The 24,381-nt window shown below is 46.1% G+C and carries 29 protein-coding genes; 14 read left to right on the forward strand and 15 right to left on the reverse strand.

The window, feature by feature from the left end:
• Window positions 1-10 precede the first annotated feature (10 nt).
• From gap to Q1A23_RS04805, 4 genes are all read left to right on the forward strand, one after another.
• Window positions 11-1,003, forward strand: coding sequence for a type I glyceraldehyde-3-phosphate dehydrogenase (gene gap, locus Q1A23_RS04790; RefSeq protein ID WP_299820255.1), 993 nt, complete (start codon window positions 11-13; stop codon window positions 1,001-1,003).
• A 195-nt stretch (window positions 1,004-1,198) separates the two neighbouring features.
• A complete protein-coding gene (locus tag Q1A23_RS04795; protein ID WP_299820258.1) occupies window positions 1,199-2,050 on the forward strand; it encodes a universal stress protein in 852 nt (283 codons plus the stop codon).
• Window positions 2,051-2,156: 106 nt separating this feature from the next.
• Entirely contained in the window at window positions 2,157-3,047 is an 891-nt protein-coding gene (locus Q1A23_RS04800) for a diacylglycerol kinase family protein (RefSeq protein WP_299820261.1), read from the forward strand.
• A gap of 120 nt (window positions 3,048-3,167) precedes the next feature.
• Window positions 3,168-3,515, forward strand: coding sequence for a translation initiation factor (locus tag Q1A23_RS04805; RefSeq protein ID WP_299820264.1), 348 nt, complete (start codon window positions 3,168-3,170; stop codon window positions 3,513-3,515).
• A 107-nt stretch (window positions 3,516-3,622) separates the two neighbouring features.
• Here the strand turns inward: Q1A23_RS04805 and kdsB are convergent, their stop codons facing one another.
• From kdsB to Q1A23_RS04825, 4 genes are all read right to left on the reverse strand, one after another.
• The gene (gene kdsB / locus Q1A23_RS04810; RefSeq protein WP_299820267.1) at window positions 3,623-4,360 is read right to left on the reverse strand and encodes a 3-deoxy-manno-octulosonate cytidylyltransferase; all 738 of its coding nucleotides are present in this window, start codon (window positions 4,358-4,360) and stop codon (window positions 3,623-3,625) included.
• 51 nt (window positions 4,361-4,411) lie between these two features.
• Window positions 4,412-5,119 carry a DNA alkylation repair protein gene (locus Q1A23_RS04815; RefSeq protein WP_299820270.1) on the reverse strand — a complete coding sequence of 236 codons (708 nt, stop codon included), beginning with the start codon at window positions 5,117-5,119 and terminating at the stop codon, window positions 4,412-4,414.
• Between the two features lie 81 nt (window positions 5,120-5,200).
• Complete coding sequence (locus Q1A23_RS04820) at window positions 5,201-5,542, reverse strand: hypothetical protein (RefSeq protein ID WP_299820272.1); 342 nt, start codon at window positions 5,540-5,542, stop codon at window positions 5,201-5,203.
• A gap of 107 nt (window positions 5,543-5,649) precedes the next feature.
• Window positions 5,650-7,005 (reverse strand): NfeD family protein, encoded by a 1,356-nt coding sequence (locus Q1A23_RS04825; RefSeq protein WP_299820274.1) that lies wholly within the window; start codon window positions 7,003-7,005, stop codon window positions 5,650-5,652.
• A 97-nt stretch (window positions 7,006-7,102) separates the two neighbouring features.
• Here Q1A23_RS04825 and Q1A23_RS04830 point away from each other — a divergent pair, with 97 nt between their 5' ends.
• The 3 genes from Q1A23_RS04830 to Q1A23_RS04840 all read left to right on the forward strand — a co-directional run bounded on the left by Q1A23_RS04830 (window position 7,103) and on the right by Q1A23_RS04840 (window position 9,818).
• Entirely contained in the window at window positions 7,103-7,879 is a 777-nt protein-coding gene (locus Q1A23_RS04830) for a DUF4905 domain-containing protein (protein WP_299820276.1), read from the forward strand.
• A gap of 14 nt (window positions 7,880-7,893) precedes the next feature.
• Window positions 7,894-8,907 carry a LysM peptidoglycan-binding domain-containing protein gene (locus Q1A23_RS04835; RefSeq protein ID WP_299820278.1) on the forward strand — a complete coding sequence of 338 codons (1,014 nt, stop codon included), beginning with the start codon at window positions 7,894-7,896 and terminating at the stop codon, window positions 8,905-8,907.
• Window positions 8,908-9,041: 134 nt separating this feature from the next.
• Window positions 9,042-9,818 carry a TIGR02757 family protein gene (locus tag Q1A23_RS04840; RefSeq protein WP_299820281.1) on the forward strand — a complete coding sequence of 259 codons (777 nt, stop codon included), beginning with the start codon at window positions 9,042-9,044 and terminating at the stop codon, window positions 9,816-9,818.
• A 15-nt stretch (window positions 9,819-9,833) separates the two neighbouring features.
• Here the strand turns inward: Q1A23_RS04840 and Q1A23_RS04845 are convergent, their stop codons facing one another.
• Complete coding sequence (locus Q1A23_RS04845; RefSeq protein ID WP_299820286.1) at window positions 9,834-10,154, reverse strand: antibiotic biosynthesis monooxygenase family protein; 321 nt, start codon at window positions 10,152-10,154, stop codon at window positions 9,834-9,836.
• A gap of 169 nt (window positions 10,155-10,323) precedes the next feature.
• The gene (locus Q1A23_RS04850; RefSeq protein ID WP_299820288.1) at window positions 10,324-12,885 is read right to left on the reverse strand and encodes a TonB-dependent receptor; all 2,562 of its coding nucleotides are present in this window, start codon (window positions 12,883-12,885) and stop codon (window positions 10,324-10,326) included.
• Between the two features lie 380 nt (window positions 12,886-13,265).
• On the opposite strand from Q1A23_RS04850, the gene Q1A23_RS04855 reads away from it, so the two are divergent.
• Window positions 13,266-13,679 carry an OsmC family protein gene (locus Q1A23_RS04855; protein ID WP_299820290.1) on the forward strand — a complete coding sequence of 138 codons (414 nt, stop codon included), beginning with the start codon at window positions 13,266-13,268 and terminating at the stop codon, window positions 13,677-13,679.
• A 1-nt stretch (window position 13,680) separates the two neighbouring features.
• Here Q1A23_RS04855 and Q1A23_RS04860 read toward each other — a convergent pair whose 3' ends face one another.
• On the reverse strand, window positions 13,681-14,400 hold the full coding sequence (locus Q1A23_RS04860) for a hypothetical protein (RefSeq protein WP_299820293.1): 720 nt from the start codon (window positions 14,398-14,400) through the stop codon (window positions 13,681-13,683).
• Between the two features lie 255 nt (window positions 14,401-14,655).
• Between Q1A23_RS04860 and raiA the strand changes: the two genes are divergently transcribed.
• Window positions 14,656-14,961 carry a ribosome-associated translation inhibitor RaiA gene (gene raiA / locus Q1A23_RS04865; RefSeq protein WP_299820296.1) on the forward strand — a complete coding sequence of 102 codons (306 nt, stop codon included), beginning with the start codon at window positions 14,656-14,658 and terminating at the stop codon, window positions 14,959-14,961.
• Window positions 14,962-15,088: 127 nt separating this feature from the next.
• Here raiA and Q1A23_RS04870 read toward each other — a convergent pair whose 3' ends face one another.
• From Q1A23_RS04870 to Q1A23_RS04900, 7 genes are all read right to left on the reverse strand, one after another.
• On the reverse strand, window positions 15,089-15,361 hold the full coding sequence (locus Q1A23_RS04870) for a hypothetical protein (RefSeq protein WP_299820298.1): 273 nt from the start codon (window positions 15,359-15,361) through the stop codon (window positions 15,089-15,091).
• A 137-nt stretch (window positions 15,362-15,498) separates the two neighbouring features.
• A complete protein-coding gene (locus Q1A23_RS04875) occupies window positions 15,499-16,743 on the reverse strand; it encodes a hypothetical protein (RefSeq protein WP_299820300.1) in 1,245 nt (414 codons plus the stop codon).
• Between the two features lie 69 nt (window positions 16,744-16,812).
• On the reverse strand, window positions 16,813-17,103 hold the full coding sequence (locus Q1A23_RS04880; protein ID WP_299820302.1) for a hypothetical protein: 291 nt from the start codon (window positions 17,101-17,103) through the stop codon (window positions 16,813-16,815).
• A 45-nt stretch (window positions 17,104-17,148) separates the two neighbouring features.
• On the reverse strand, window positions 17,149-17,478 hold the full coding sequence (locus Q1A23_RS04885; protein WP_299820304.1) for a hypothetical protein: 330 nt from the start codon (window positions 17,476-17,478) through the stop codon (window positions 17,149-17,151).
• Window positions 17,479-17,545: 67 nt separating this feature from the next.
• Window positions 17,546-17,884: a potassium transporter KefB gene (locus Q1A23_RS04890; protein ID WP_299820307.1), complete on the reverse strand. Its 339-nt coding sequence runs from the start codon at window positions 17,882-17,884 to the stop codon at window positions 17,546-17,548.
• Window positions 17,885-17,967: 83 nt separating this feature from the next.
• Window positions 17,968-18,276: a transcriptional regulator gene (locus Q1A23_RS04895; RefSeq protein WP_299820310.1), complete on the reverse strand. Its 309-nt coding sequence runs from the start codon at window positions 18,274-18,276 to the stop codon at window positions 17,968-17,970.
• 7 nt (window positions 18,277-18,283) lie between these two features.
• On the reverse strand, window positions 18,284-18,907 hold the full coding sequence (locus Q1A23_RS04900; protein WP_299820313.1) for a hypothetical protein: 624 nt from the start codon (window positions 18,905-18,907) through the stop codon (window positions 18,284-18,286).
• 153 nt (window positions 18,908-19,060) lie between these two features.
• Between Q1A23_RS04900 and Q1A23_RS04905 the strand changes: the two genes are divergently transcribed.
• The 3 genes from Q1A23_RS04905 (at window position 19,061) to Q1A23_RS04915 (ending at window position 21,207) form a co-directional block, all read left to right on the forward strand.
• Entirely contained in the window at window positions 19,061-19,843 is a 783-nt protein-coding gene (locus Q1A23_RS04905; protein WP_299820316.1) for a glucose 1-dehydrogenase, read from the forward strand.
• Window positions 19,844-19,987: 144 nt separating this feature from the next.
• Window positions 19,988-20,632: a DsbA family protein gene (locus tag Q1A23_RS04910; protein ID WP_299820318.1), complete on the forward strand. Its 645-nt coding sequence runs from the start codon at window positions 19,988-19,990 to the stop codon at window positions 20,630-20,632.
• A gap of 215 nt (window positions 20,633-20,847) precedes the next feature.
• Window positions 20,848-21,207: a DUF1801 domain-containing protein gene (locus Q1A23_RS04915; protein WP_299820321.1), complete on the forward strand. Its 360-nt coding sequence runs from the start codon at window positions 20,848-20,850 to the stop codon at window positions 21,205-21,207.
• Here the strand turns inward: Q1A23_RS04915 and Q1A23_RS04920 are convergent.
• Window positions 21,204-22,109 carry a cation diffusion facilitator family transporter gene (locus tag Q1A23_RS04920; RefSeq protein WP_299820324.1) on the reverse strand — a complete coding sequence of 302 codons (906 nt, stop codon included), beginning with the start codon at window positions 22,107-22,109 and terminating at the stop codon, window positions 21,204-21,206. The two genes, Q1A23_RS04915 and Q1A23_RS04920, sit on opposite strands and share 4 nt — an antisense overlap.
• A gap of 156 nt (window positions 22,110-22,265) precedes the next feature.
• Here Q1A23_RS04920 and Q1A23_RS04925 point away from each other — a divergent pair, with 156 nt between their 5' ends.
• Together Q1A23_RS04925 and Q1A23_RS04930 are read left to right on the forward strand one after the other, a co-directional pair.
• On the forward strand, window positions 22,266-22,943 hold the full coding sequence (locus Q1A23_RS04925; RefSeq protein WP_299820327.1) for a response regulator transcription factor: 678 nt from the start codon (window positions 22,266-22,268) through the stop codon (window positions 22,941-22,943).
• Between the two features lie 3 nt (window positions 22,944-22,946).
• Window positions 22,947-24,338 (forward strand): ATP-binding protein, encoded by a 1,392-nt coding sequence (locus Q1A23_RS04930; RefSeq protein ID WP_299820330.1) that lies wholly within the window; start codon window positions 22,947-22,949, stop codon window positions 24,336-24,338.
• Window positions 24,339-24,381: the final 43 nt, after the last annotated feature.

Below are 24,381 nucleotides of genomic sequence, written 5' to 3' on the forward strand. Positions count from 1 at the left end.
CTTAGATACCATGTCTAAAATAAAAGTTGCAATTAACGGTTTTGGCCGTATCGGCAGACTTACATTTAAGGCCCTGCTTCAGAAAGAAAACGTTGAAGTAGTAGCTATCAATGACCTTACAGACACCAAAACGCTGGCACACCTGCTGAAGTATGACTCAGTACACGGCCGCTTTAACGGTACTGTGGAGGCTTCTGCCAACGGTATTATTGTAAATGGCCAGGAAATTCAGATTACTGCTGAGCGCGAACCAAAGAATTTGCCATGGGGCAAACTTGGCGTTGATGTAGTGCTGGAGTCTACAGGCCGTTTCGTTGACGAAAAAGGTGCCGGTGGTCACTTAGAGGCTGGCGCTAAAAAAGTAGTAATTTCTGCTCCTGCAAAAGGAGATATCCCTACAGTAGTTCTTGGTGTAAACGAAGAGATCCTTAAAGGTGAGGAAACAATCGTTTCTAATGCATCTTGTACTACCAACTGCCTTGCGCCAATGGCGAAAGTGCTGGACGATACTTTCGGTATCGAAAAAGGATATATCACAACAGTTCACGCCTATACTTCTGATCAGAACCTGCAGGATGCGCCTCACAGCGATTTGAGAAGAGCACGCGCTGCTGCTTATTCCATCATCCCAACTTCAACAGGTGCTGCTAAGGCAGTTGGCCTTGTATTGCCTCACCTGAAAGGCAAGCTTGATGGTGTTGCGATGCGTGTTCCTGTTCCGGATGGCTCTTTAACTGACCTTACCTGTATCCTGAAGAGACCTGCTACAAAAGAAGAAATCAACGCTGCCATGAGAAAAGCAGCAGAAGGCGATATGAAGGGTATCATGGAGTATACTGAAGACCCTATTGTTTCTATCGACATCGTAGGCAATGCGCACTCTTGTATTTTTGATGCAGAGATGACATCAGCTAACGAAACACTTGTAAAAGTAGTTGGATGGTACGATAACGAAACAGGTTATTCTAACAGAGCTGCTGACCTGATCGCAAAAATAGGTTAAGTAACCTTGTTTAAAATTAAAGCGAAAGCCTGCTACACTTGTGGCAGGCTTTCGCTTTTTTGTTTGTACTAAACTGCAACAGCTTGGTATGAGTATAAAGTGATAAGTATCAACATAAATGTAAACGCAGATCATTATAAACATTAACATATGCTAATACTTTTGTAACTTAATACTCCACTTAAACCTAACCCGATGATTAAAAGAATACTAGTGCCAACCGATTTCTCGGAGCAAGCCAGAAGCGCTTTTGAGGTAGCAATAGCCATTGCACGCAAAACAGGTGCAGGAATTAAACTTTTGCATGCAGTAGAGGTGCCGTATGGTTCAGGATTTAGTGCCACCGGAGACCTTACATTGCAGCCAGATAATATGGAGCAAGTCTTTGTGCTGCAGCTATTAGAAAAAACTAAGGCAGACATGGCAAAACTTGTTAACTCGACAGAACATAGAGGGGTGGAAGTGGTGCAGCAGGTAGAAGTGAACAGGCCCATCAACCAGATCAGGAGAACGATAAAAGAAGATGGCGTGGACCTGGTGGTGATGGGATCAAAGGGATCTAGCGGGTTAGACGAGTTTTTAGTGGGCTCTAACACAGAGAAAGTAGTGCGTACAGCTGATTGCCCTGTGTTAACGGTAAAAGGAAGAGATCCGGAGTTTATCGTAAAAGAAATCGTGCTGGCCTCAGACTTTAAACGCGAGATAAAGCATGCTATGGAACGGTTTAAAACTTTTCAGGCGCTGTTCGGTGCCCGAATGCACTTGGTATACATCAATACGCCCGGCGCATTCGAGTCGAGCAGCAACATTAGCCAGAAATTAGAGCACACGGCACAAAAGTATGGCCTTCAGAATTATACTATCAATGTTTACAACGATGTGATTGAAGAAGACGGAATCCTGCATTTTGCAGAGGAGATTCGTGCTGACATGATCATGATGGCCACCCATGGAAGAACAGGACTGGCGCATTTGCTAAGCGGAAGTATAGCCGAAGACCTGGTCAACCACACTAACATTCCTGTACTTACTTTCTGCATGAAATAAGTATAAACCATTGGCAAAAAGCAGGGGCCTGGCGCATAGTTTGTGCCGGGCTTTTTTGTTTGTCCGCTGAATAAAGTAATTTTACGCATTGCCTACAGAAATAACTATGCCTGCACCTGCGCACATTCGGTTTATAATCAATCCAACATCCGGTACAAAGAGTCGTGTAAATGTTTCGGAGCGTATAGAGCAACTACTGGACCGCAGTAAGTATAAACCTGAGATTCTGTTTACAGAATACGCCGGGCATGCCCCCCTGCTAGCTAAAGAAGCCGCAGACAAAGGCTGCGAGATAGTGGTGGCCGTGGGCGGTGACGGTACTGTAAACGAGGTGGCACGTGGGCTTTTACATGCTGAGACCGCTTTGGGTATACTTCCGAAAGGATCTGGCAACGGCCTGGCCCGCCACCTTAAAATACCCATGGGCTTAGACAAAGCCATACTTACACTTAACCAGGGCCATATAACTACCATAGACAGCGCTAACATTAACGGGCATCCTTTTTTTACTGCAGCAGGGATCGGCTTTGATGCCTACATCAGTTCTGTTTTTGCGGGGAATAAAAAACGAGGCTTAAAAACATATGTGGAGCTGGTAATGAGAGAGGTGCTTAATTACAAACACATGCCAGTTAAGGCAAGTATAAATAACAAGGATTTTGACACCGACTGCTATGTAATGGCCTTTGCCAATGCTGCCCAGTATGGGAACAATGCCTACATCGCGCCTCTTGCCGATATACAGGATGGTTTTTTGGACGTATGCCTAGTGCGTAGCCTGGACCTGATAAAAGCCCTGAACCTAAGCTACTGCATGCTTACAAAGCAACTGGCGAACTCAGACAGCGCTGAATATTTTAAAACAACACACGTAAAAGTTAACACCGAAAGGCCTATCATGTATCATGCTGATGGGGAGTATATAGGAGAGGACACGGCATTTGAGGTGCACATGAACCCACAGTCTCTAAAGGTGCTTGTGCCGCAGAAAATGTAGATACTAAGTTGGTGGATGATTTTATAGTTAAACTCAGCAGGTATTTTAAATTCATCCGTTTATGAAGCTACCCATGTTTGGTTTACATTCCTTTTGCTACTGTTTGATAATTAAAATAAAATGAAAGACAAAAATAAGAAAGGCCGCCAGGGGGTGGTATACTCTACCAGCTCTGATTTTAATTATGCTTATGAAAGCGAGCAGGAGCAAGAAACGCTACCGCCACAGCAGCAGAACTTAAAAGTGATGCTCGACAAGAAGTCGAGGGGAGGTAAGCAGGTAACATTAGTTGAGGGATTTGTAGGTACAGATGATGATCTGAAAGAACTGGGCAAGACCCTTAAAAACAAATGTGGCGTAGGTGGCTCGGCTAAAGACGGTGAAATACTGATTCAGGGCGATTTCCGGGATAAAGTGCTGCAAATTTTACAGGCTGCAGGCTACAAGGCCAAACGTGTTGGAGGATGATCGTATATCAGGAGTTGGAGAGGCAATAGGTTTATACTTGGTTTTGCTTAACAAGAGCATCCAACGTATAAAAACATGAAGTACCGCCTCCCTAACCCCTGAACTGTTTAGAGGCCTAATTCTTTAACTTTCTCCAGGTCTTCCGGAGTATCGATGCCTATGGTTTCGAATGCTGTTATGGCGGTGGCAATTTTAAAGCCATGCTCCAGCCAGCGTAGCTGCTCCAACGATTCGGCCAGTTCTAAGCCAGATGGCGGTAGCTGCGTTATCTGCTCCAGTATATCTGTCCGGTAGCCGTAAATGCCAATATGTTTGTAGTACGTGTGCTGTTTGTGCCAAATGTCGTTGGGTACGTTGCGGCAATAGGGGATAGGCTGCCGGCTAAAGTATAAAGCTTCTCCAGCTTTGTTTATCACCACCTTCGGGGAGTTAACATTGAACAGTTCCTCCGGGGTATTTATCTCTTTTATGAGCGTTGCCAGTTGTGTGTGGGTGCTCTGGAAACAGCCTGCTACCAGGTTAATCTGCTCGGGCTTTATAAAAGGTTCATCGCCCTGTATATTGATAATGTAGTCGAATGGCTGGTTATACTGCTGATAAGCCTCAAAGCAACGGTCGGTACCGCTTTGGTGATGCTCGGCGGTCATGACTGCTTTTCCTCCGAAGTCCTGCACATGGTCAAAAATACGTTGGTCGTCAGTTGCTACCAATACAGCTGTTAAGTTTGCGCTTTTGGCCTGCTCGTATACCCGCTGTATCATGCTTTTTCCATTAATGTCGGTTAAAGGCTTGCCAGGGAAACGGGTGCTGGCGTAGCGGGCAGGTATAATTCCGAGTACTTCCATAGATTTCTGATTTCTTTTTATACTTGCCAAATGTACGCAAGGTCAGGCGTTTTAACAGCGGGCGGTTTTCTTTTTCTTGCCTGCTCTGCCCATCGTCTCCATTTGCTCGATGTAAGGTAAAGCAACAGGTACCTTACAGGATGTCTGGCCCATGTATACATCTACTTTACCTATAGCTTTTGCCACGGCTTTTGCTTTATCTGTTAAAGAAGGCACAAAACCGCCCATTGCAATTACAAACCCATTCATCGTGTAGCGCACCCGGTTGGGGCTGTTGTGTATGTTTTGCTGCACAAAGTCAAGTTGCTGGTTCAGGTAATCCAGGTCCAGTTCGCTATCAGGTTTTATGCTGGCAAGGTTTGATAAAGTGGCCCACCCCGTTGTGGCAATTGTTTCGATGTCGGATTGGATCCATTCTTTGGCGAGCTCAAACCCATACTTGCTTTCTGCCGCAACACTAGCTACAGTATGTTCACTAATCATGTACCAGTAAGCTTGTTCGGCCCAGCGCTGCAGGTCTGCTTTAGAAACAACATTTTCATCAGCGATAAGCCCAGCCAAGTACATAGCATCTGAGTTGCCGGTATCATATAACTCCATTGCCAAGGTATGGTTCTTTTTAATTTTCTTCTGGATAACTTTCAGGTCGCCAACCTTAACTCCAAAAAAGGGTTCTTTGGCGCCGTGTTTAAGAAAGGTGTTTTTGATGGTTTCGCTGCCCAGACTGGCAAGCTGCTGCATTATTTCTGGTGTCGTCATGAGTATGCCTCTGCAAGCCAATATATGGTGTGATATACGTTGGCGTTTTTACTTATTTGAATAAACAGTAGTTTTTTTGCCTTAGATGGCAGTAACAGAAATTACCCGAAGGGCATCCATCACGCGAGGCTGGGGAAGCATGCCGCAACGGCGATCAATCTGGTTTTCTAGCGGGAGGTAAGTGAGTCTTACTTCTGAGGTTTCGTTTTCTTTAAAAGTCCCAGGTATGGCATCTTCGTTTTCTGGGAGATATTTTTTCCCGTCTATCTCTATCTCAAAACCGCAGCCATCTGCCGCAATTTCGCCAGTCCAGAGTAAAGTGGCTTGTGTGGTGATGCCCTCTTTTTCAGATTCGTTTGCGTTTTGGCAGGCTGTCATGGTTATGGCTGCAAGTATAGTTACAAGTATAGGTGCTAGTTTCATATTGGCTTTTTAGTTGGGCATTTTAAGTGGAGTGAATTTAAATTTCAGAGTATAAAGCGCAGCGGTAAACTGGGCAGGCCACACGTAAATCGGATGTACAGCGATACTTAAACAGCCACCTTTTTAACCCGCAGCGAGAAAGTGCTCTGGTCTATTACCTGCACGGCATCGCCCTTCTGGATAAAGCCATCGCGGGCCTGGGCATCATACATTACGTCATCTATCACTACACGTCCGGTTGGGTTCATGGGGGTATGGGCAATACCTGTTTTACCAATCAGGTGCTCGGCTGTGTTAGCTGACCGGTAACCCTCGTTGCTGTGAAATGAATTGGTAAGCACCAGTCGCTGCATGGCGCTGCTGCCCACCAGCCTGTTCCAGCTCAAGGCAATAAATGCAGCGGCTCCCACCATGCCAATAACAACGGATATCAGGCTCTTCATCAGTTGGTCGGAGGGTACAAATGTAAAGTCAAACGTCTGGTTGTTTACCATGATCAGCACCAGCGATACCAGTACAAGCGCAATGCCGCTAATGCCAGCCACCCCAAAGCCGGGTATCACGAAAACTTCCAGCAGGATAAGTATAAACCCTGCCATTAACAGCAGTATTTCCCAGTTTTCGGCCAGCCCGTTCAGGTAGTAGGGCACTAAGTAAAAGGTACCGGCCACAATGGCTGCCAGCAAAGGAAAACCAACCCCCGGAGTTTGCAGCTCAAAGTATAAGCCGCCAATAATCACAAGCAATAATATGCCGCTTATAAAGGGGTTCAGGAAAAAGGAAATAATCTTGTTTGTAGTGCTTAATTGGTAGGTTATTACTTCTGCGTCAGATAGGTTGAGCATTGCCAGCACCTCTGCTGTAGAGTTTGCTGTGCCCTCGCAAAAGCCATACTTTATCGCTTCTGAAGTGGTTAGGCTCAGCACTTGTCCTGCCGATAAGGTGCTGTCTACGCTTGCTTCTACCATCGCCTCTGCCATGTGTGGGTTTCGGCCGTTGGCCTCTGCGGTAGAGCGCATGATAGAGCGCATGTAGCTTTGATACTTGCCCGGCGCAGCCTGTCCGTCGCCGCCTACCACGGTTGCTGCCCCAATATTGGCACCCGGTGCCATGTAAATGCTGTCGCAGGCTAGGGATATCAGGGCACCTGCCGATGCTGCATCTTTGTTTATAAATACATACACCGGCTTGGGATACTCCAGAATGCGGGTTCTTATCTCGTCGGCATCGTTCAGGGCACCTCCAAAGGTATCGAGTATCAGCAGGATATGATCGGCTTCCAGAGCTGTTGCTTCGTTTAAGGCCAGTTCGGTATAGCGGTTTGTGCGTGGATCAATTTCCGACTTTATTTCCATCACAAACACCTTAGGCTTTGCTTTTTGTGCAAAGATGCTGACAGGTGCTAACAGAACGCCGAGCATGTAAACAAGTACTACATACCAATGCTTTGGATAGGTTTTCATAATTTAGGGGCTGGTTGATGTACAATCAGGCAATAAGATAACAAAAAAACACAAGCTTATACTTCCGTTACTCTATTCATACGATTTTCTGGCGCCGGTGTGGCGAATTCGCATCGATACTGCCTGTGATAAGCTAGCCCTTGAGGTACGCGACCCTGATTTGCTGCTGGCGCACTTTTATACGTTGGATGCGAACGGCTTTACGCTTCACAAGCTGGACCTGAACCCCTCGAAGGCATGGTGGCAGGGGTTGGAGGATGTGCAGCAAAGTATAGTTTACCTGCATGGCTACGGCGACCGCAAAACAGGGCAGCACAAAGGTGTACTTGCCTTGGATGCAAGCACAGGTGCAGCGTTATGGACATTAGCCGAAATGGCTTTTTACGGCTTAACAGAAGCGGGACTTTTGGTTTATACAGCCGATGCGCCCGAAGATGCCCTTTGCCTGCTGGCACCCAAAACCGGAACTACAATAAGCACAAGTATAGACCAGCAGTCTGCAGCCCAAAAAGCGGAGGATTATAGTAGCAGCCGTTACCAGAATTGTGTGTATCCTATACTATACAAAGAAGGTGAGCCCTATTTTGATGAGGTATCCAATTTTTTAAAGTTGCAGTCGGGTGCAAAGCCGGTTAAGGCTATAGCTTACGCCGAGACAATATATTCTGTAGTAATTAGTTACTATGAGGAGATCGGCGGCGAATTATTAGATAATTTTGTGGCTGTATATGATTTGGAAGGTAACCTTTGCTTAAAAGTTGAACTTGGCAGCGCATTAAGTGGCATTGGTTCAGATACTTTTTTTATCTTTAACCTGAATTTATACTTGCTCCAGGACAAACACATCTTGCAAGTGTACAGACTTACAGTTTAGTGCAATTTTTAGCCATGGTTCGATCTTTATTAGTAACTCTTATTGTAGCCCCTTTGCTGTCGTTTTCGGCTAATGCTTTTGATGTAACTACTGCCCGCGACTCAGTAGGCGTGGAGCGTAAAAACGGAAAACTGTTTATTCAGCACAGGGTAGAGCCAAAGGAAACGCTGTATGCTATATCCAGAAAGTATAGCATTCCGATCTCGCAGATTGTGGAGGCAAATCCCAGGGTAGAGTCTACAATCAGGATAGGAGAGATTGTGCTTATACCTAGGAGAGGAAACGCAACCTCCGGCGCTGTAGCATCTGCAGCAAAAACAGCTCCTGCCACAGCCCGACCTGCTGCACCAGCTGCAAGTAACCGTACCTATACCGTTAACAATGCCGGTAACAAACTGCATACTGTAGAGCCCAAGCAAACGCTTTATTCTATATCGCGGCAGCACAACGTAAGTGTTGATGATATTAAACGCTGGAATAACTTAAGCGACAACAGTATAAGCGTAGGAGCAGAGCTGATAGTAGGCAAAGGCATGGCAGCGCCAACCAAAAAGCCTGTGTATACGCCAGAGCCGGACGATGAAATGACGAAGGCTAAACCAACAGAAACAGTTGCTGTTGCAGCTGCCTCAACCACGACACCGGTAACTACAACTGCTGTAACACCAGCCGCTACCTCCACCACGCCCGCTACTCCTGTGGCGGCAAATGAGCGCGTAGAAGAGGAAGCAGAAGCAGAAAATGCTGCATCTGGAGTGAAAAAAATGATCGAAAGCGGCATGGCCGAAATGATTGATCCGAAAGCAGATACAAACAAGTACCTGGCCCTGCACAAAACAGCCCCTGTTGGTACCATCATGCAGGTAAAGAATGCGATGAACGGACAGGTAGTTTATGTTCGTGTAATTGGTAAACTGCCAGACACAGGCGCTAATGATAAGGTGGTTGTGCGTATTTCTAAAAAGGCTTATCAGAAACTTGGTGCCGTAGATCAGCGGTTCAGAGTTGAGATTTCTTACATGCCGTAAGGGTTTTATAGAATCACATATCAGAAAGCGCCTGCACAGTAATGTTCAGGTGCTTTTTTTATACTGCACCCTAATTTATACTATACCCTAACTTCATCCGTACTCAAAATTCCAAAGCACGCGTACCTTACAACATGAAACAAAACCTTGCTGCCATAAAAGCCTTACTCGACGACAGGGTAGAAAAGTATAACCAGCCTAGCTTTATTTCTAACGACCCGGTTTCCATACCACATCGTTTTAGTAAGAAGCAGGACATCGAGATAAGCGGTTTTTTTGCTTCTATACTTGCGTGGGGGCAGCGCAAAACCATCATTAGCAATTGTATAAAGTTGATGGCGTTAATGGACAATGCCCCACATGATTTCATGCTTAACCACCAGGAGCAGGACCTGACGCGTTTTCTGGGGTTTAAGCACCGCACCTTTAACGATACCGATCTTTTATACTTGGTCTACTTTTTCAGGTGGTACTACAGCCGGCACAAAAGTTTAGAAACTGCTTTTACAGGAGAGCAAGGCGAAATTAAAACGCAGAAGCAACGACTGGAGCACTTTCATGATCTTGTTTTTAGCCTGGAGGAGGCGCCTCACCGCACCAAGAAACACATCTCCACGCCAGCCCGAAAATCTGCCTGCAAGCGCATAAACATGTACCTGCGCTGGATGGTGCGGCAGGATAATAACGGCGTTGACTTTGGTATTTGGCAAACCATGAAGCCCGCTGACCTGGTTTGCCCCTGCGATGTGCACGTGGAGCGGGTGGGCCGCAGGCTTGGCCTGATAACTCGCAAAGGCATGGACTGGCTAACAGCCGAAGAGTTAACAGACCATCTTAGAGCTTTTGACCCCAAAGACCCTGTAAAGTATGATTATGCGCTTTTTGGGTTAGGGGTAGAGGAAAAATTTTAAACGTTGTAGCTTACCCTAAGCAGGAATGTGTTTCGGTAATCCACCAAGCACCTCCAGCTCCAGCCCTTTCTCTGGTTTGCCAGCTAACAGCGGAATAGCCTGGGAAATTAGTGCGCCAACACCATCCAGGTGCAGCGATTTGTCATGATCTTCCCTCGTGTCCCATACTTCTGTTATCCAGATGCAGTCTGCGTCTGCAGCATCTTTGCTTACAAGGTATAAATGGCACCCTTTAGCTGTAGAGACTAATGCAGAAGCCTGTAGCAGGATAGAGGCTAATTCGTTGCCACGACCTGCTTGAGCGTTTAACTTACCGTGGAGTCCATATTTATTCATTTGAGTGTTGTTGAGGATAGTTGATTCTTATGAAGCCTATAGTAGCCAATGTGCCACTCTAAGTTAAAGTAATATAAGCTGATATCTTTAAATAGAAAAAGACTTCCCCTGAAGATGTTTCTCGTATAAAGAAACATTTTCAAGGGAAGTCTTTAGTTGTTGTTTTATGTTAACCTACGCCGTTTCCGTCGCCTTGCTTGGCATCGTCGTTACGGATAGACTTTTTGCGGCGCGGTGGCTTCTGCTGGTCCATTTTGCCGAAGCTGTAGTTAAAGCTAACTCGCACACCACGGTTAAAGTTGTTCATGCGCATATGCTGCTCATAGGCACGCGGGTTGGCTTTAGTAACAGGCGACTCCACATCATTCTTCATCTTCATGTTCTCCCGGAAAGGGTTATCCAAGCCTAAGCTTATGCCGCCCTTTTTATCAAACAATTCCTTTTTAATGGCGATGCTGTGGTAAGAGAAGGCTGCAAACCTGCCCAATAGCTGAATGCGCTGTGAGTTAAATCCTCCATTTAACTGGGCGCTGATACCCTTCCCAAAAGTATAAGAAGTGTTTGCGTTGATGTTATACATCCAGCCATTGTTGCTGTTATAGGCGCTTTTCAAATCCACGTAGTAGATGTTGGAGCTACCGCCGATAGTCCAGTTGTTAGTTGGCTTGGTGTTACCAAACAAGCTTACACCGTAGGTCTTATTTTTAGCAATGTTCTGGAAAGTTAATAATGTCGCTTCACGCTGTGATCCGTCTTCTTCCTCAACAGTAATGATAGAAGCAACTGGTTCAATGGCATTGTCCGTTTGGCGGGTGTAAGCAGTAATACTTAACGAAGTAGTTTTAAAGTATGTGCTGTAACCTAACTCATACAGGTCTGTCAGTTCCGCATCAAGGTTTGCATTACCCTGTACAAAGGTGTTGGATGTTTGCTCCTGGCGGTAAGGGTTCAGGTAAAACATAGATGGGCGTTGTATACGCTGCGTAAAGTTAGCCTTAAAGGTGTGCTTGTTTTTCAGGCTGTACGAAAGCGCTACACTTGGTATAAAGTTATCGTAATCTGTGGTATAGTCACTGTCATCTCCCAGCAGGTCTGCGCTTATATCTGTATACTCATAACGGCCGCCCAGTTTCACATTAAGCTTTTTCTTTAAAGTAAAACCGTAAGTCAGGTAGGTAGCCATTACATCCTGCTGATAGAAGAAGTTGTCAATCCGGCTTATCTCCGGCATATTAAGGAATTTGTCGCGGTATACAGCATCACTCTCCACATCTCTGAAGATAGACTTTGCTCCCAGCTCCAGCATTGTTTTATTTTTGAAAGGATGCGTGTAGTCTACCTGGAAAGTAAGTTCCTTGTTGGCACCATCGTTCGTGTTTCGCTTCAGGGTATAAGGCTGCTCGCCTTCGTTAAAGAAATCCTGGTTTATTCTGTTCTCTGTGTTTGTTACAGAGTATAAAGACAGTAAAGCAAGCTCTTGGCCTTGTTTCTTAAAGTAATGCGTAAAGTCAAGGTTATAGTCTGTGCCAACACGCTTGTTGCGCATAAGTATGGCATTACTAAAATCCTCAGTTCCATAAGCTGATTCAGAGTAAACCTCCTGATCGTTTGTTACTCTAAACTGACCGCCATTGGACCGGATACCTCCCGATAGGCTGTTCTGTGGGTTAAAGTCATATTCAAAACCCAATAGTCCGTTCATGAAAGCACCTCTTGGCTTTGTTTCACCACGCTGAAAGTTATAAGAGCTTTCATCATATGGTTTATCAGGAAAAGCAGGGTCAAATACAGTCTCCGGGTTGTCGAAGCCAATAAACTCGTTTGTCATGTTGCCCCTGTTGTAGAACATGTTACCACCAAAGGTAGCGTTAATGCCTAGTTTGCCACGGCGCACGTTCAGGCTGGCATTGCCGTTGCTGCCACGGGTTCCTGCAGCCAAAGCCACCGACCCTGTTACACCTTGCAGGCCGCCATCGCGTTTTGTAATAATGTTGATGATACCGGCGGTACCTTCGGCGTCATACTTGGCAGATGGGCTGGTAATAACCTCAACAGATTTAATCTGGTCGGCTGGGATTTGCTTTAGTGCATCGGCAATGCTGCCGGCAAGTATGGCGGATGGCTTGTTATTGATAAGCACACGCACATTGGAGCTACCTCTTAGCTGTACGTTCCCATCCGTATCCAACGACAGGGAAGGTACCTTCTGCAGTACATCAGCGGCGTTGCCACCTGCATTTGTCAAGTCTTTGTCGGCATTGTAAACGGTGCGGTCAATTTTTTCTTCAACCAGCGGTTTCTCACCTGTAATTACAACTTCGCTCAGCTTTTTAGCATCAGATGCCAGGGACACCGAGCCAATATTCACCTCTGCATTGTCAGATGCGACGCTTACGTTGTCGATTGTCTGTAGTTGATAGCCCAGGAACGACACGTTGAGTTTGTACTGCCCTGTAGCTACTTTTGTAATGGAGAACCGGCCTTTTTCATCGGCCATGGTGCCATCAATCGGTTTGCCGGTGGAAACGCTTATTAAGGCAACCGTGGCAAACTCAATGGGTTGCTTGGTGGTGGCATCAAGTATAACGCCATTTATTTTAGCATTGCCTTTCGGGGCAACTGTGGCCGCAGTTTGCTGCTGTGCCGGGCGTGCCTGCTGGCTTGCCGGAGCCTGGGCAAATGCCGGGGCCGTGCTCATACCCAGAAGTAAGAGTAGTAGATGCTTTTTCATAGTTCTTTCAGGAATGGCTTGTTGTGTATACTTTTTTAGCTGTTGTCATTTCTAGATTTTAGCAGTTTTATACCGCCTCCTGATACAAAGTAAAACCGCTTTTTTGAGCTGCTAAAACAGAATATACCAAAACATAGCATTTCTATATGAATAGCCTTAAGTACCCGATGAGCAGTTGGTAGGTGTTTTTGGTGCTTTGATCGGTATACTTTGCAGCAAATCAGGCCGCTAAGCTATAAATATGCTCTTGGTTGAGGGAATGAGGCATATACTGCGCGGGAGAAAACTGTGGGAAACACCTTGTAAAGGGTTTGCCTGTAGCTGCAGCATGCAATTTGGCTCAGAAACTTATACTTTATACTTTAGCAAAAAAGACAGATATGGAAGTTAACTTAACACGATTAGACCAGGATTTTCACTTTGCAGCAACAGGCACGTCGGGGGTGGCGGTGCACATGGATGGTGCTCCAGAGATTGGCGGACACAACCAGGGCGCCCGCCCTATGGAAATGCTGCTGATGGGGCTTGGTGGCTGCAGCGCCATCGATCTGATACAGATATTGAAGAAGCAACGCCAGCAGATTGGCTCCATCGACATTAAAGTAACAGCAGACCGTGAGAAGGTAGCCGAGCATACCGAATTCCGGAACATCAACATCCACTTTAAGCTTGGTGGCAACCTGGATGAGGAGAAAGTGCACAAAGCCATAAAGCTATCGCTGGAAAAATACTGCTCCGTGGCAATGGCACTTTACAAAACATCAAGTATAGATTATACTTTAGAACTGGTGTAGCTTAGGCAGCCAGTCGGGCTACATATTTTACCAGCGAACGCTTGGCAATTGGCAGCAGCGAGTGCTCCAGCGGTACCGGTATTTTAGAAACCACAGCAAAAGTGGCAGGGTTCGGCAATTCATGCCGTTCTCGCAGCAGCTGCACTTTCAGGTTTTCGTGGGTTTGCGCCAGCCCACGCCGTACTGTTTGCAGGTGCTGCGTATTTATGCCCCTGTACTTCTCGTAAGTGTTCTCAAAAATTGTAATGCGGTACAAGTATACCTGCGTTTCTTTACCCGGATAAGCCTCCAGGAAAAGATAGCCTTCGTTGTGGTAGATAGGCGTGATGCCGACGGGACTGATCTCAAGGTGGCGCTCCACAAAATCGTACAGTTCCTTACCCGACTCTACTGCTTCGCCAAACAGCGGTGCGGCATATTGAATGATGTCCTCGATCTGCTGCATGGTTTCGTCGTCCTCAACGATCTTTTCATATACCAGTTCCAGCTTCTCGAAATCGGCTCGGCTAATGCGCTGCGGAAACTGCTCGTAAACCAACTGTTTATGCTCTTTTACTTGCAGCAGGTTGCGGTAATGCATAATCAGATCAGAGAAAACAGGGTAGAGGCGCTGCTCCCCAAACTCTGCTTTGGCAGCCTGCAGATAAGCCAAGAGCAGGTACTTTTTATACTCAAAATCAATTAATCCCTCGGTTAGCCAGTTGATGGGTAGGGTGTTCATAGGCCTTCAACTTTAAGGTTAATGTTTCTGAATTAAACGAAATAGCAAAGGGTTCGGGTTTACTTCTTTACCTTTTTAAGCGAAAATTTCCCTTGCCTGTTTGGTTTCATACACACCCATTTCCTGCTGTTGCCCTGCTATCAGGCAGGCCTGCACCACTAACAAAAGCGAGCTCCTTACGTTATTATAGCAAGATTGTAAGGTAAGGCAGCGTTTTTGCCCCTTGCTAAAACATTTACGTTTAAAAGAAGACTTATGAATTATACAGAGAATTTTGAAGGCATAAAGTTAGATGTGCAGGCAGTAGATATCGAGATATCAGATGTGATACAAGAAAACATCCGCAAGAAGATTTCAAAGTTAAAGCGCCATGCCAAGAAGATAGACTCGGTGGATGTATACTTTAAGGAAGAGCCAAGCCAGTCTACAAACACAAAGAGTGTGCGTATGCGTGTTGGCGTGCCAGGCAACGATGTTTTTGCCCAGGATGAAGGAGACAATTGGTATCAGTTGCTGGACAATGTAGAGGATAAACTTACACGTCAGTTGGATAAAAAGTAAATCACCGCTTAAGTTTTAAAGCAAAGAAGGGCGCTACCATGGTAGCGCCCTTCTTTGCTTTAAAACTTATCAAATGAATCTGTGAAAGTCAGAAAAAGAAATGTGCAGTTTTCACACTTTATAAGCTTTACATTTTGTCAATCATGTCACCAAGGTCGCTCACCCCTAAAGTGAACATGAAAAGGACTATGGCAAGTATGATTTTCGCAACTGCCGGAATCTGGAAACCTAACCTTCTTTTTAGAAACACATTTGTCTGGGGAAGGTAGAGCAGGGCCAGCAGCAGGTACATGATACCCGGTACAGGATGCACCAAAACCATGTTTAATATGGCTACCACCAAAAGTACTACAGCAAATATTCCGCTTAATATGTTGCTGGCATTTATTGTCTTGTTCATAATGTATGTCTTTTTAGTATAAATGTAAGCCTTTGTAATAAAGCCTGTATGGTGTTGCTTCGGATAGCAGGCCATACTTCACGGCTCAAAATTTTGCATTATCGCTGCTCGGCAGGGTAGGCTAGGGGGCCATGCTTTTACTTAAAACCGAACAGTAACGGGAAAAGGAAAACCACTATTACCGTCCAGGCAAAATAAACGGGAATGTAAAGTACAATGGCCTTTCCTACTTCGGTTATTGCAGCTTTTTTTGTTGCCGATTTGTAAAGCATAACCGTAACGAGTAGCAGGTGAATAAGCATTAACACGTTGCCGCCCAGCACAGCCACTCGATTTGGCGTAATTCCCCACTCCGAAATCCGGAACGAGATAGCAGACAGCGCAATGCCATTTACGACAACAGTAACTACCGATAACAAAAGAAGTACCCAGATACCCGAAACAGCGCTTGACTTTGTAGAGCTTTCGGCAACCGAGAAGAATATCAATGCCATCACACCAATCAGCAACAAGTTAAACAGCAACAGGAATTCGCGGTCGTTGTAAGGGTCTTTGCCGGAGTACATGATGGCGAAAAGGTAAATTACCAGCATCACTAAAACCAACGGGCTGAATATTTTGGCAATAACAGGCGATACTTTATTTACCAGCTGCGGATTGGTTTGGGTAAGGTAAGTGCCTACTATAGGCGCTGCCGCCAGCCCAAAAACTCCTACATACTCAAAGTATAACTGCTCTATCCGAAATCCTATCAACGCGAAAAGCCCAATGGTAATGCCTGTCATGATGCCACCTGCAAGCAGTATAAGGGTTGTCATCACAATCAAGTCGCCGTTATACTTTAGGTAGTCGAGCCTGCGGTTATGGTCATTCAGGTTATTTCCAACAAAGGCAGCGCCAAGCAGTACCCACAGCAGCAATGGCAAATGGAGGCAGGCCAACACCAGGGTATCGCTGGTAGTGGATGCCGGAAGAGCGTTGATATAAACAAGTGATACCAGCAACATGGCGCCGATATAGGCAATTTGTTTTGGCTGCAACTTATTTTTCCAGGCGAAATAGGCCGCCAGGAGAGGAAGAAAAATAAACCCTATATTTCTGGGATAAAAGAACTCCTCATCAATCTGGAACATGGCGGGTACTTTGGCAATGAAGCCTGCCAGCAAAGAGGCAATAAGCACAATCAGAAATTCTTTGCTCGTTCCCCAGTTAATCTCATCGCTTTCGTAGTGCAGTCGCTCGTGCCAGAAGTCTGCAAGTGCGTTGCCTTTTAACTCCGGATAAAGCGAACTGAACTCCCGCTTAAAAGGCGTTTTGTTGCTACGGTACAGCCTTTCAAGCTGACCAGGATCGTTTAAATGGGCTCGTATTTCGTCTTTCATGGCTGTTTTCTAAGTATCTGACTTAATATTGACGCTACCTTATTATCGTCTTCGGCGGGTTTTTGAATATTAGCTTCCGGCAAATGGCGACCCGAAAATGCCAACAGCAAGCTCAGCCCATATAAGGAAAAGCGCGACCAATACGACTGCGATGATCCCGATGCGGTAGTCCAGGTTCTTTACCTTTCTGATTATAAGCTCGCACGTTAGGCCGGTAGCGAGAAGTAAAATGCCCATGATGATAAAGTCAGCCAGGTCCCAGTTTACTTCGTTAGTAAACTGCATGGCTATGAGCGGAATGAGCAAAAGCAGCCCTACTGAGAGCACTATCAATTTGAGTCTTTTGTTTGGCGTGATCATGATTTTCTGTTTTTATATGGATAATTCGTTTTACTAAAATCAGGGTTAGATGCTTTGCGTCATCATTTCTATCTTGTCAAATAGTTCACCCACCCCCATAGCTGCCCAGATAATAAACATGCCCAGGAGAATTTTCAACAGCCACATTTTAGGGATCGAGAAGCCAGCTGTTCTTTTAATTATGGCATTTACCGGAAGAAAATAAACCAGGGAAAGAAGGATTATAAAAATTCCGAAGCCGGTGTCGCCCCCCCAAAACGTGTTTACTACGCCTATTGCAAAAAATAGCGTTCCAAATAGCCAGCTGATGATTGTCAGGGCTGTTGATCCGTCGTTCACGGCTGTTTCTCCCTGCAGTTTCTGTTCGTCTTTCATGATGTCATACTTTTAAAGTTTTCGATAAAGTTTTGACTATAGTTTAAATGTTGTTCTGATGATTAGGTTAATCCCACATGGTGCCGTGCAACCCCAAAACGATACCAAGCCACAGCACAATGAGGAGCACAGCCAGGCTTAGCACCATAGCAAAAATGGCTCTCCAACCGCCTTGGAAGCGCAGGTGGTCCATGTTGAAAAAGAACAGCCCGCCCAGCGCACCGGCAGCCGGAACGATGAGAAGTGGTTTGATCATCCAGTATTCCGGCCACTCCGGATTAGGCGCTCCGGCTCCAAGCAAAAAGAAAGCTATGAGAGCTAAGCCAATTGCTGCGCCCTGCAGCATCCGCTTGCCAGCAGAAGCCGGATGGATGGGCTGGTTTTGATATTCATGTTTAGGTGCCATAGCAGTACAGTTTAAGTATGATGTAATGTGCTTTTGTTTTGTGTAAAGTACTTTGAAATGCAAAGTATAAGTATAAAAAAATATCAGATGTCTTTCCTGTTGCTTAAAATTAATTGCTCCAGGGCATCTAAGTGGCTGGTGAAGGCCTCGCGCCCTGCATCGGTGGCGTGGTAGGTAGTGTTAGGCTTACGGCCCACAAACTGCTTTTCCACACGCAGATACGCTGCGTCTTCCAGCGCACGCAGGTGGCTGGCCAGGTTTCCGTCTGTTAGTTGCAGCGTATCCTTCAGCGTACTGAAATCAACCCGGTCTTCCACCATCAATACCGACATAATACCCAGTCGTACCCTGCTTTCAAAGGCTTTATTTATATTGTCAAGGTAATCTTTCACAGGTTTGCTAGCGTTCGTATTTAAAGTACACCAGCGTACCATACACTATGTGCAGCACTCCAAAACCTATTGTCCAGGCCAGTAGCCCGTAGCCCACAAAGAAGCTGGCAAGCAAGCCCAACGCAATTTCCAGGATGCCCAGGTACCGGATATCGCTCAACGTATACTTGCTGGCGTTTAACAAAGCACAACCATAGAAAACAAGCATCACGGGTGCAACCAAGTACAGCAAATTGTGATAAAACAGGGCCACACAGAAAACACCGCCTGCCGCCAAAGGAATGAACAAGTTAACGAGCATGCGCTCAGTTTTGCTGTCCCAGACGCGGTGGTTGGTTTTGCGGGCGTTGCGGGCCGTAAAATAAGTAGCCGAGCAAAGTGCCAGTATAAAAACAAGTCCGGCTACGGCCAGAATAAACAAAATTGATTCCTGGGTTAGGTGAAGGCCCAGGTTTTGGCTATAGTTTATCTTGTTTGTAACCAGGTGCCATTTTACAACCGCTGCACCTACAAGCGCCGAAACTCCGGCCGCTACGCCCGAAAGTCCGCTGAGCGAAATAAACCGGGAAGAGCGGTCCATGATCTTACGGATCTCGTGCAGGTCTGCTAACTGGTCTTGCTGTTGGTTCATGATAAAGTACTTTGAGTTTCAAAGTTAGTAATGCTTTACGTAATGTCAAGGCTTACGGCTGAATATTTTCTAAATAATATCTTCATGAAAAAAAGTAAAACAAGCTCTAGCCATCTATAGTTATACTTAGCATTTCCAGGAAAAAGTAAACCGATGGCTGACACATACTATAAAAACAAAACTATACTTGTAACCGGTGGTGCACAGGGCATTGGCTTGGGCATGGCACAGGCTTTTGCCAGGGCAGGGGCCAATACTATTATAACCGACGCCGATGAAGAGGCAGGCAAGGAGGCTGTGGCATTTTTGAAGGAAGATAAGCTTAGCGCTGAGTTTATACTTTGCGATGTTTCTCAGGAGCATGAAGTAGTGTCGCTGATGAAGCAAGTAGGAGAGAAGTATGGCCAGCTGGATGCCCTCGTAAACAATGCAGGCATAGCAGACCCTTTTATGGAAAGCCTGGATAAAATGCAGCTCTCTGAATTTGACAGGATTTTGGCTGTAAACCTGCGAGGGCCGCTCTTATGCTCAAAGTATGGCTTACCGCTTTTGCAACATGCAGCTACTCCGGCCATACTTAATATCAGTAGCACCCGGGCGTATATGTCTGAGCCAGATACGTTTGCTTATTCTGCATCAAAAGGTGGGTTAGAGGCGCTCACGCATTCACTGGCGGTAAGCCTGGCAGAAGAAAGAATAAGGGTAAATGCCATTGCCCCGGGTTGGATAGAAACTGGCGCTTGGCAGAAAAAAAGCAAAAGCTACACCCCCAGGCATAGCAAAGAGGATAAAGAGCAGCATCCTGTAGGGCGGGTTGGCACTCCCGAAGATATAGCAAGTGCCGCTTTATTTCTGTGCTCAGACCAGGCGGGTTTTATTACCGGGCAAAGCCTAACCATAGACGGCGGCATGACTATCAAGATGATTTATAAATAGCGGCTGAGCGGGCAAACAGGTAGGCATTATACTACGCGCTGGCTCGGCTGACAAAAGTAAAGTAAACTGCAAAACTTAATATAAAGCCAACTAAGACAACCAAGTATGGCAGTAACCTGTAAAATATAGCCAAAAGTTTTGCCTATGGTATCTACTCCAGATAACCCGACATTGATTTACGTAACAAACCCTATGTGTGCCTGGTGCTACGGGTTTACATCGGTTGTTCGTCGCCTGCGTGCTTTGTGGCAGGGCAGGCTAAAAGTACAAGTGCTGTTCGGCGATTTAAACGCGCACGCTACTGCGCCTATGCTGCAATCAGAAAAAGACCAGATGGCTGTAAGCTGGCACCAGGTGCAGGAAAGAACGTACCTGCCATTTGATTACAGGTTTTTTAAACAACAGGATTTTGTGTACAATACTGAGCCGGCCTGCAGGGCTTTGCTTTGTGTGCGCCTGCTACGCCCCGTGCTTACCCTGGAGGTGCTTCGCGCCATACACTCTGCTTTTTACGCCGATGGCCTGGATATTCGGAAGCCGGAGGTACTGGCCCGCATTGTAGGCATGTTCGGGATATCAGAAAACCTTTTCCTGACCTTGTTTGAGTCTGAAGAGATTATGCAGCAGATGGAGGATGAGTTTGGCTATGTGGATGATATTGGCGCCACTACTTTCCCGAGTGCTTTTATCTTGAACGGGCATGGCATTGAAGTTATTGCCCGCGGCTTTACCGAACTGCACGAGTTGGAGCAGCGCATTTTGGAGGTAATGCAGTATGCCAAGAGGTAAAAAGCCAAAGGCTATACTTTGCAAGGCCCCGGGAACTAAGTGCATGTAGCTGCCATTTGCTGCACTTAAGTGGTAAGGCATGCTAAGTTTATACTTTAATTTAGGTTTTTAGAGGGTTTAAGGATATAAATGCATACTTCTCGTTGCCAAAATATTCAATTGTTCGTATATTTAGCAACAAGAGCTCTTTTGCTCTGTACGTGAGCTAAACCCTTATGAGAAGCAAAACAACAACAAACCAAGTAGACGAGTATCTCGAAAACCTGACTCCTGAAAAACAGCAATTAGCAACCGAAGTTCGCCGCATTATCCAAGCTTCAGTAGCGCACCTCGAAGAATGCGTGCGCTGGGACTGCGCCTGCTACTTTTTTTACGGCCCGGTATGCTACTTTGCTTCCTCGCGCAGCGGCATCCACTTCGGTTTTTTCCGTGGCAAAGAGTTATCAGACCCAAGCCGCAAGCTTGTAAGCCGCAATGGCCAGAACCCTCACATCAAAATAAGAACACTACAGGATATCGACGAAGATTACTTTTCGGAGCTGGTGCGTGAGGCTGTGCATTTAAACCAGAACTAGACTTCAGGCTTGCAGTTTTCAAAGCTGCAGATCTCCCCCGGCACTTCCAGCTCTATGGTTACGTGGCTTATGCCCATGTCGGCCATCTCTTTGCGGATAGCTTGTTTTACTGCGCTGGTTTGTACCGGTGTAACAGCGTGAGGCACCACCGCATGCAAACTCATAATATTGTACGTGCCGTCCATTGTCCAGATATGCAGGTCGTGGACAGACGTAACATCTGGCAGCGCGTTTAACCTGGCCTTTACATTTTCGGTATTAATATGCGCCGGAGTGCCTTGTAGCATGATTTTTATACTTTGGCGCAGGTTACGCACCACATTGTATAGTACAAATACAGTTATCCCAAGCGATAGCAGGGGGTCTATGATAGGCCAGTCGAAAAAGTAAAGTATAATACCGCCCACTAACACGGCTGCCCATCCCAGTACATCTTCCAGCAAATGCAGCCGCACTACTTTCTCGTTCAAAGACTCACCGCCTTTTAAGCGAAGCACCGCAGCCCCGTTTACCAAAATGCCAAGTATGGCAAAGCCTACCATGCCGGCAGCATTTACAGGTTCGGGGTTCCAGATGCGGGGTATAGCTTCTGAAAGTATAATAAAGGAGCCAACTAAAAGTATAACCGAGTTGATAACAGCACCGAGCAGCGAAAACCGCTTATAGCCAAAAGTAAAGTTTGCGTCGCGCTTCCGTTTTGCCACCTTCTCAAAATACCAGGCCAGCCCCAGCGATAAGGAATCACCCAGGTCGTGGAGTGCGTCCGAAAGTATGGCTACGCTGTTAATCCAAACCCCGCCTATAAGCTCGAGTATGGTAAAGCTAAGGTTAAGGAAGAAAGCTACCTTTATGTTGTCACCTGCGTGGTGGTGCCCGTGATCATGGTTATGACTGTGTGCCATTGTATACTTGAAACGGATACTGCCGAAATTTGATACCTTCGTAAACTATCCAGGCAATAGGTTGTTCGGATTTTGCATGTTATAGTAACTTGCACCCCTAAGGTAAACTTTATACTTAGAATTCAAAATAGCTCCCGCTTTACTTATATTGTGCTTATGAAGATCCTGCTCGTAGAAGATGAACCCAAAGTTGCCGCCTTTATCAAGAAAGGGCTTGAAGAACAGTCTTATGAAGTAGATCTGGCTTACGATGGCATGTTTGGTGCTAAAATGGCGCACCAGAACGAGTACGATGTTATACTGCTGGATGTGATATTGCCGCACATAAACGGACTGGACGTTTGCCGCGAGATAAGGCAGCGCAACAACACGGTAGCCATACTTATGCTGACGGCCCTGGGCAGTACAGACGATAAAATAACCGGACTGGATGCCGGTGCAGACGATTACCTTACCAAGCCCTTCGAGTTTAAAGAACTGCTTGCCCGCATACGTGCATTAACAAGACGTGGCACAGAAAACAACACCGGGGAAAAGCTCGCCATCGCCGACCTGGAGTTGGATGTTGCTAAAAAGACGGTTACCCGTGGCGGCAAGCCTGTTAACCTGACAGCCCGTGAGTTCGCGTTGCTGTACTACCTGCTGCGCAACCAGGGCAAAGTGGTATCCAGGGTAGATATTACCGAGCAGGTATGGGAAACATCTTTTGATACAGGCAGCAATGTGATAGATGTTTACATTAATTTTTTGCGCAAGAAAATAGATAAAGGCTACGATAATAAGCTGATCCATACTTTGGTTGGCATGGGCTATGTGCTTAAGGAGCAAGTATAACACATGAAAATACGGAACAAGCTGTCGCTTCAGTTTACAGGTATCATCGGCCTGATACTGGTTTTTTTCTCGTTGGTGATCTACTACTTCACGTCCATCTACCGGCAGGAGGATTTTTACAAACGCATCCATAACAGGGCCCTTGTTGCAGCAAAGTTTGTGCTGGAGTCAGAGAAAGCAAGCCCTGCGCAACGCCGCCAGAACGAGATAAACTATTACCACGAATTACCTTACGAAGGTGTTCGGATTTATGACGATAGCGGTAAGCTGCTCTTTTCCAATAAGGTAGGAAGCTTAGACATAAGCAAACAGTTGCTGCAGCGCGTAAAAGCTAATAAGGTAGTGGAGTACGAAAAAGGCGTGCGGCAGGTGGTGGGCGTTTATTACACAAGCGAAAACAAGCATTATTACATATTTGCCTCTTCTGTGGATGCCTATAGCCTGCGTAAGCTGCAGCACCTCAAGGTTATTCTTATTGTTGGCTTTTTAGGATCGATGGTGGTGGTGCTGATCGGTGGCTGGGTTTTTTCGAAGCAGGCCCTGAAATCAATCACCAAAGTAGTTGGCGAAGCAGAGAAAATCAATGCCAGCGACCTGCACCTGCGCCTGAGCGATGCCGATGGCAAAGACGAAATATCGCACCTGGCCCAGACTTTTAACAAAATGCTGGACAGGCTGGAGCTTGCTTTCGAGATGCAGAGCACTTTCGTATCCAGCGCCTCGCATGAGTTGCGCACCCCGCTCACAGCTATGATAGGAGAGTTGGAAGTGGCCTTGATGAAACCGCGCGACGCAAAAGAGTATGAGCGCGTACTGCAGTCTACGCTGGAAGATGCCCGCCTGCTAACAGAACTGTCTAATGGGCTGCTGCAGATTGCCCAGGCAAGTATAGATCCCTCTAAAATCAAGCTGACGCAGCTCCGTTTTGATGAGCTTGTGTGGATGGCTCATGAACAAGTGCTCAAGCGCCTTCCTCATGCACACATCAGCGTCGACTTTGCCAATTTTCCGGATGACGAGAACCACTTGATCGTGAACGGAAACGAAGCGCTGTTGCTTATTGCTGTAGTGAACGTGATGGAGAATGCCATAAAGTTCACGCCAACCGGCCAAACGGTTACAGCCCTCATCAAACTGCAGCGCAATTATGTGGTACTCGAAGTAACAGATCAGGGCTTAGGCATAGAGGAGGCGGACCTGAAGCACGTGTTTGTTCCCTTTTTCAGGGCTGAGAATGTGCGCAACATAACCGGCCACGGCATTGGTTTACCGCTGGCCGAACGTATACTTAAACTGCACAAAGGCCATATTATCGTTGATTCAAAGATAAATAAAGGCACTACGGTTACGATTAAACTGCCCCAGGCATTCTTATTTATTCCGCAGCAGCGTTAATTTTAATCTTATTTTAATTTCGTTTTAATCCCCTGTTAATCTG

Origin of the sequence: uncultured Pontibacter sp. (assembly GCF_947492645.1) — a bacterium.
Lineage (GTDB): Bacteria > Bacteroidota > Bacteroidia > Cytophagales > Hymenobacteraceae > Pontibacter.

Excerpts from the sequence above, each read along its gene's own strand:
- Q1A23_RS04805 (WP_299820264.1), top strand. The coding sequence starts at position 3,168 with ATGAAAGACAAAAATAAGAAAGGCCGCCAGGGGGTGGTATACTCTACC.
- Q1A23_RS04900 (WP_299820313.1), bottom strand. The coding sequence starts at position 18,907 with ATGAACCAACAGCAAGACCAGTTAGCAGACCTGCACGAGATCCGTAAG.
- Q1A23_RS04795 (WP_299820258.1), top strand. The coding sequence starts at position 1,199 with ATGATTAAAAGAATACTAGTGCCAACCGATTTCTCGGAGCAAGCCAGA.
- Q1A23_RS04845 (WP_299820286.1), bottom strand. The coding sequence starts at position 10,154 with ATGAATAAATATGGACTCCACGGTAAGTTAAACGCTCAAGCAGGTCGT.
- Q1A23_RS04915 (WP_299820321.1), top strand. The coding sequence starts at position 20,848 with ATGAGAAGCAAAACAACAACAAACCAAGTAGACGAGTATCTCGAAAAC.
- Q1A23_RS04835 (WP_299820278.1), top strand. The coding sequence starts at position 7,894 with ATGGTTCGATCTTTATTAGTAACTCTTATTGTAGCCCCTTTGCTGTCG.
- Q1A23_RS04860 (WP_299820293.1), bottom strand. The coding sequence starts at position 14,400 with ATGAACACCCTACCCATCAACTGGCTAACCGAGGGATTAATTGATTTT.
- Q1A23_RS04910 (WP_299820318.1), top strand. The coding sequence starts at position 19,988 with ATGGTATCTACTCCAGATAACCCGACATTGATTTACGTAACAAACCCT.
- raiA (WP_299820296.1), top strand. The coding sequence starts at position 14,656 with ATGAATTATACAGAGAATTTTGAAGGCATAAAGTTAGATGTGCAGGCA.
- Q1A23_RS04880 (WP_299820302.1), bottom strand. The coding sequence starts at position 17,103 with ATGATCACGCCAAACAAAAGACTCAAATTGATAGTGCTCTCAGTAGGG.
- gap (WP_299820255.1), top strand. The coding sequence starts at position 11 with ATGTCTAAAATAAAAGTTGCAATTAACGGTTTTGGCCGTATCGGCAGA.
- Q1A23_RS04850 (WP_299820288.1), bottom strand. The coding sequence starts at position 12,885 with ATGAAAAAGCATCTACTACTCTTACTTCTGGGTATGAGCACGGCCCCG.
- Q1A23_RS04925 (WP_299820327.1), top strand. The coding sequence starts at position 22,266 with ATGAAGATCCTGCTCGTAGAAGATGAACCCAAAGTTGCCGCCTTTATC.
- kdsB (WP_299820267.1), bottom strand. The coding sequence starts at position 4,360 with ATGGAAGTACTCGGAATTATACCTGCCCGCTACGCCAGCACCCGTTTC.
- Q1A23_RS04885 (WP_299820304.1), bottom strand. The coding sequence starts at position 17,478 with ATGAAAGACGAACAGAAACTGCAGGGAGAAACAGCCGTGAACGACGGA.
- Q1A23_RS04815 (WP_299820270.1), bottom strand. The coding sequence starts at position 5,119 with ATGACGACACCAGAAATAATGCAGCAGCTTGCCAGTCTGGGCAGCGAA.
- Q1A23_RS04890 (WP_299820307.1), bottom strand. The coding sequence starts at position 17,884 with ATGGCACCTAAACATGAATATCAAAACCAGCCCATCCATCCGGCTTCT.
- Q1A23_RS04920 (WP_299820324.1), bottom strand. The coding sequence starts at position 22,109 with ATGGCACACAGTCATAACCATGATCACGGGCACCACCACGCAGGTGAC.
- Q1A23_RS04840 (WP_299820281.1), top strand. The coding sequence starts at position 9,042 with ATGAAACAAAACCTTGCTGCCATAAAAGCCTTACTCGACGACAGGGTA.
- Q1A23_RS04930 (WP_299820330.1), top strand. The coding sequence starts at position 22,947 with ATGAAAATACGGAACAAGCTGTCGCTTCAGTTTACAGGTATCATCGGC.
- Q1A23_RS04800 (WP_299820261.1), top strand. The coding sequence starts at position 2,157 with ATGCCTGCACCTGCGCACATTCGGTTTATAATCAATCCAACATCCGGT.
- Q1A23_RS04870 (WP_299820298.1), bottom strand. The coding sequence starts at position 15,361 with ATGAACAAGACAATAAATGCCAGCAACATATTAAGCGGAATATTTGCT.
- Q1A23_RS04820 (WP_299820272.1), bottom strand. The coding sequence starts at position 5,542 with ATGAAACTAGCACCTATACTTGTAACTATACTTGCAGCCATAACCATG.
- Q1A23_RS04905 (WP_299820316.1), top strand. The coding sequence starts at position 19,061 with ATGGCTGACACATACTATAAAAACAAAACTATACTTGTAACCGGTGGT.
- Q1A23_RS04855 (WP_299820290.1), top strand. The coding sequence starts at position 13,266 with ATGGAAGTTAACTTAACACGATTAGACCAGGATTTTCACTTTGCAGCA.
- Q1A23_RS04875 (WP_299820300.1), bottom strand. The coding sequence starts at position 16,743 with ATGAAAGACGAAATACGAGCCCATTTAAACGATCCTGGTCAGCTTGAA.
- Q1A23_RS04825 (WP_299820274.1), bottom strand. The coding sequence starts at position 7,005 with ATGAAAACCTATCCAAAGCATTGGTATGTAGTACTTGTTTACATGCTC.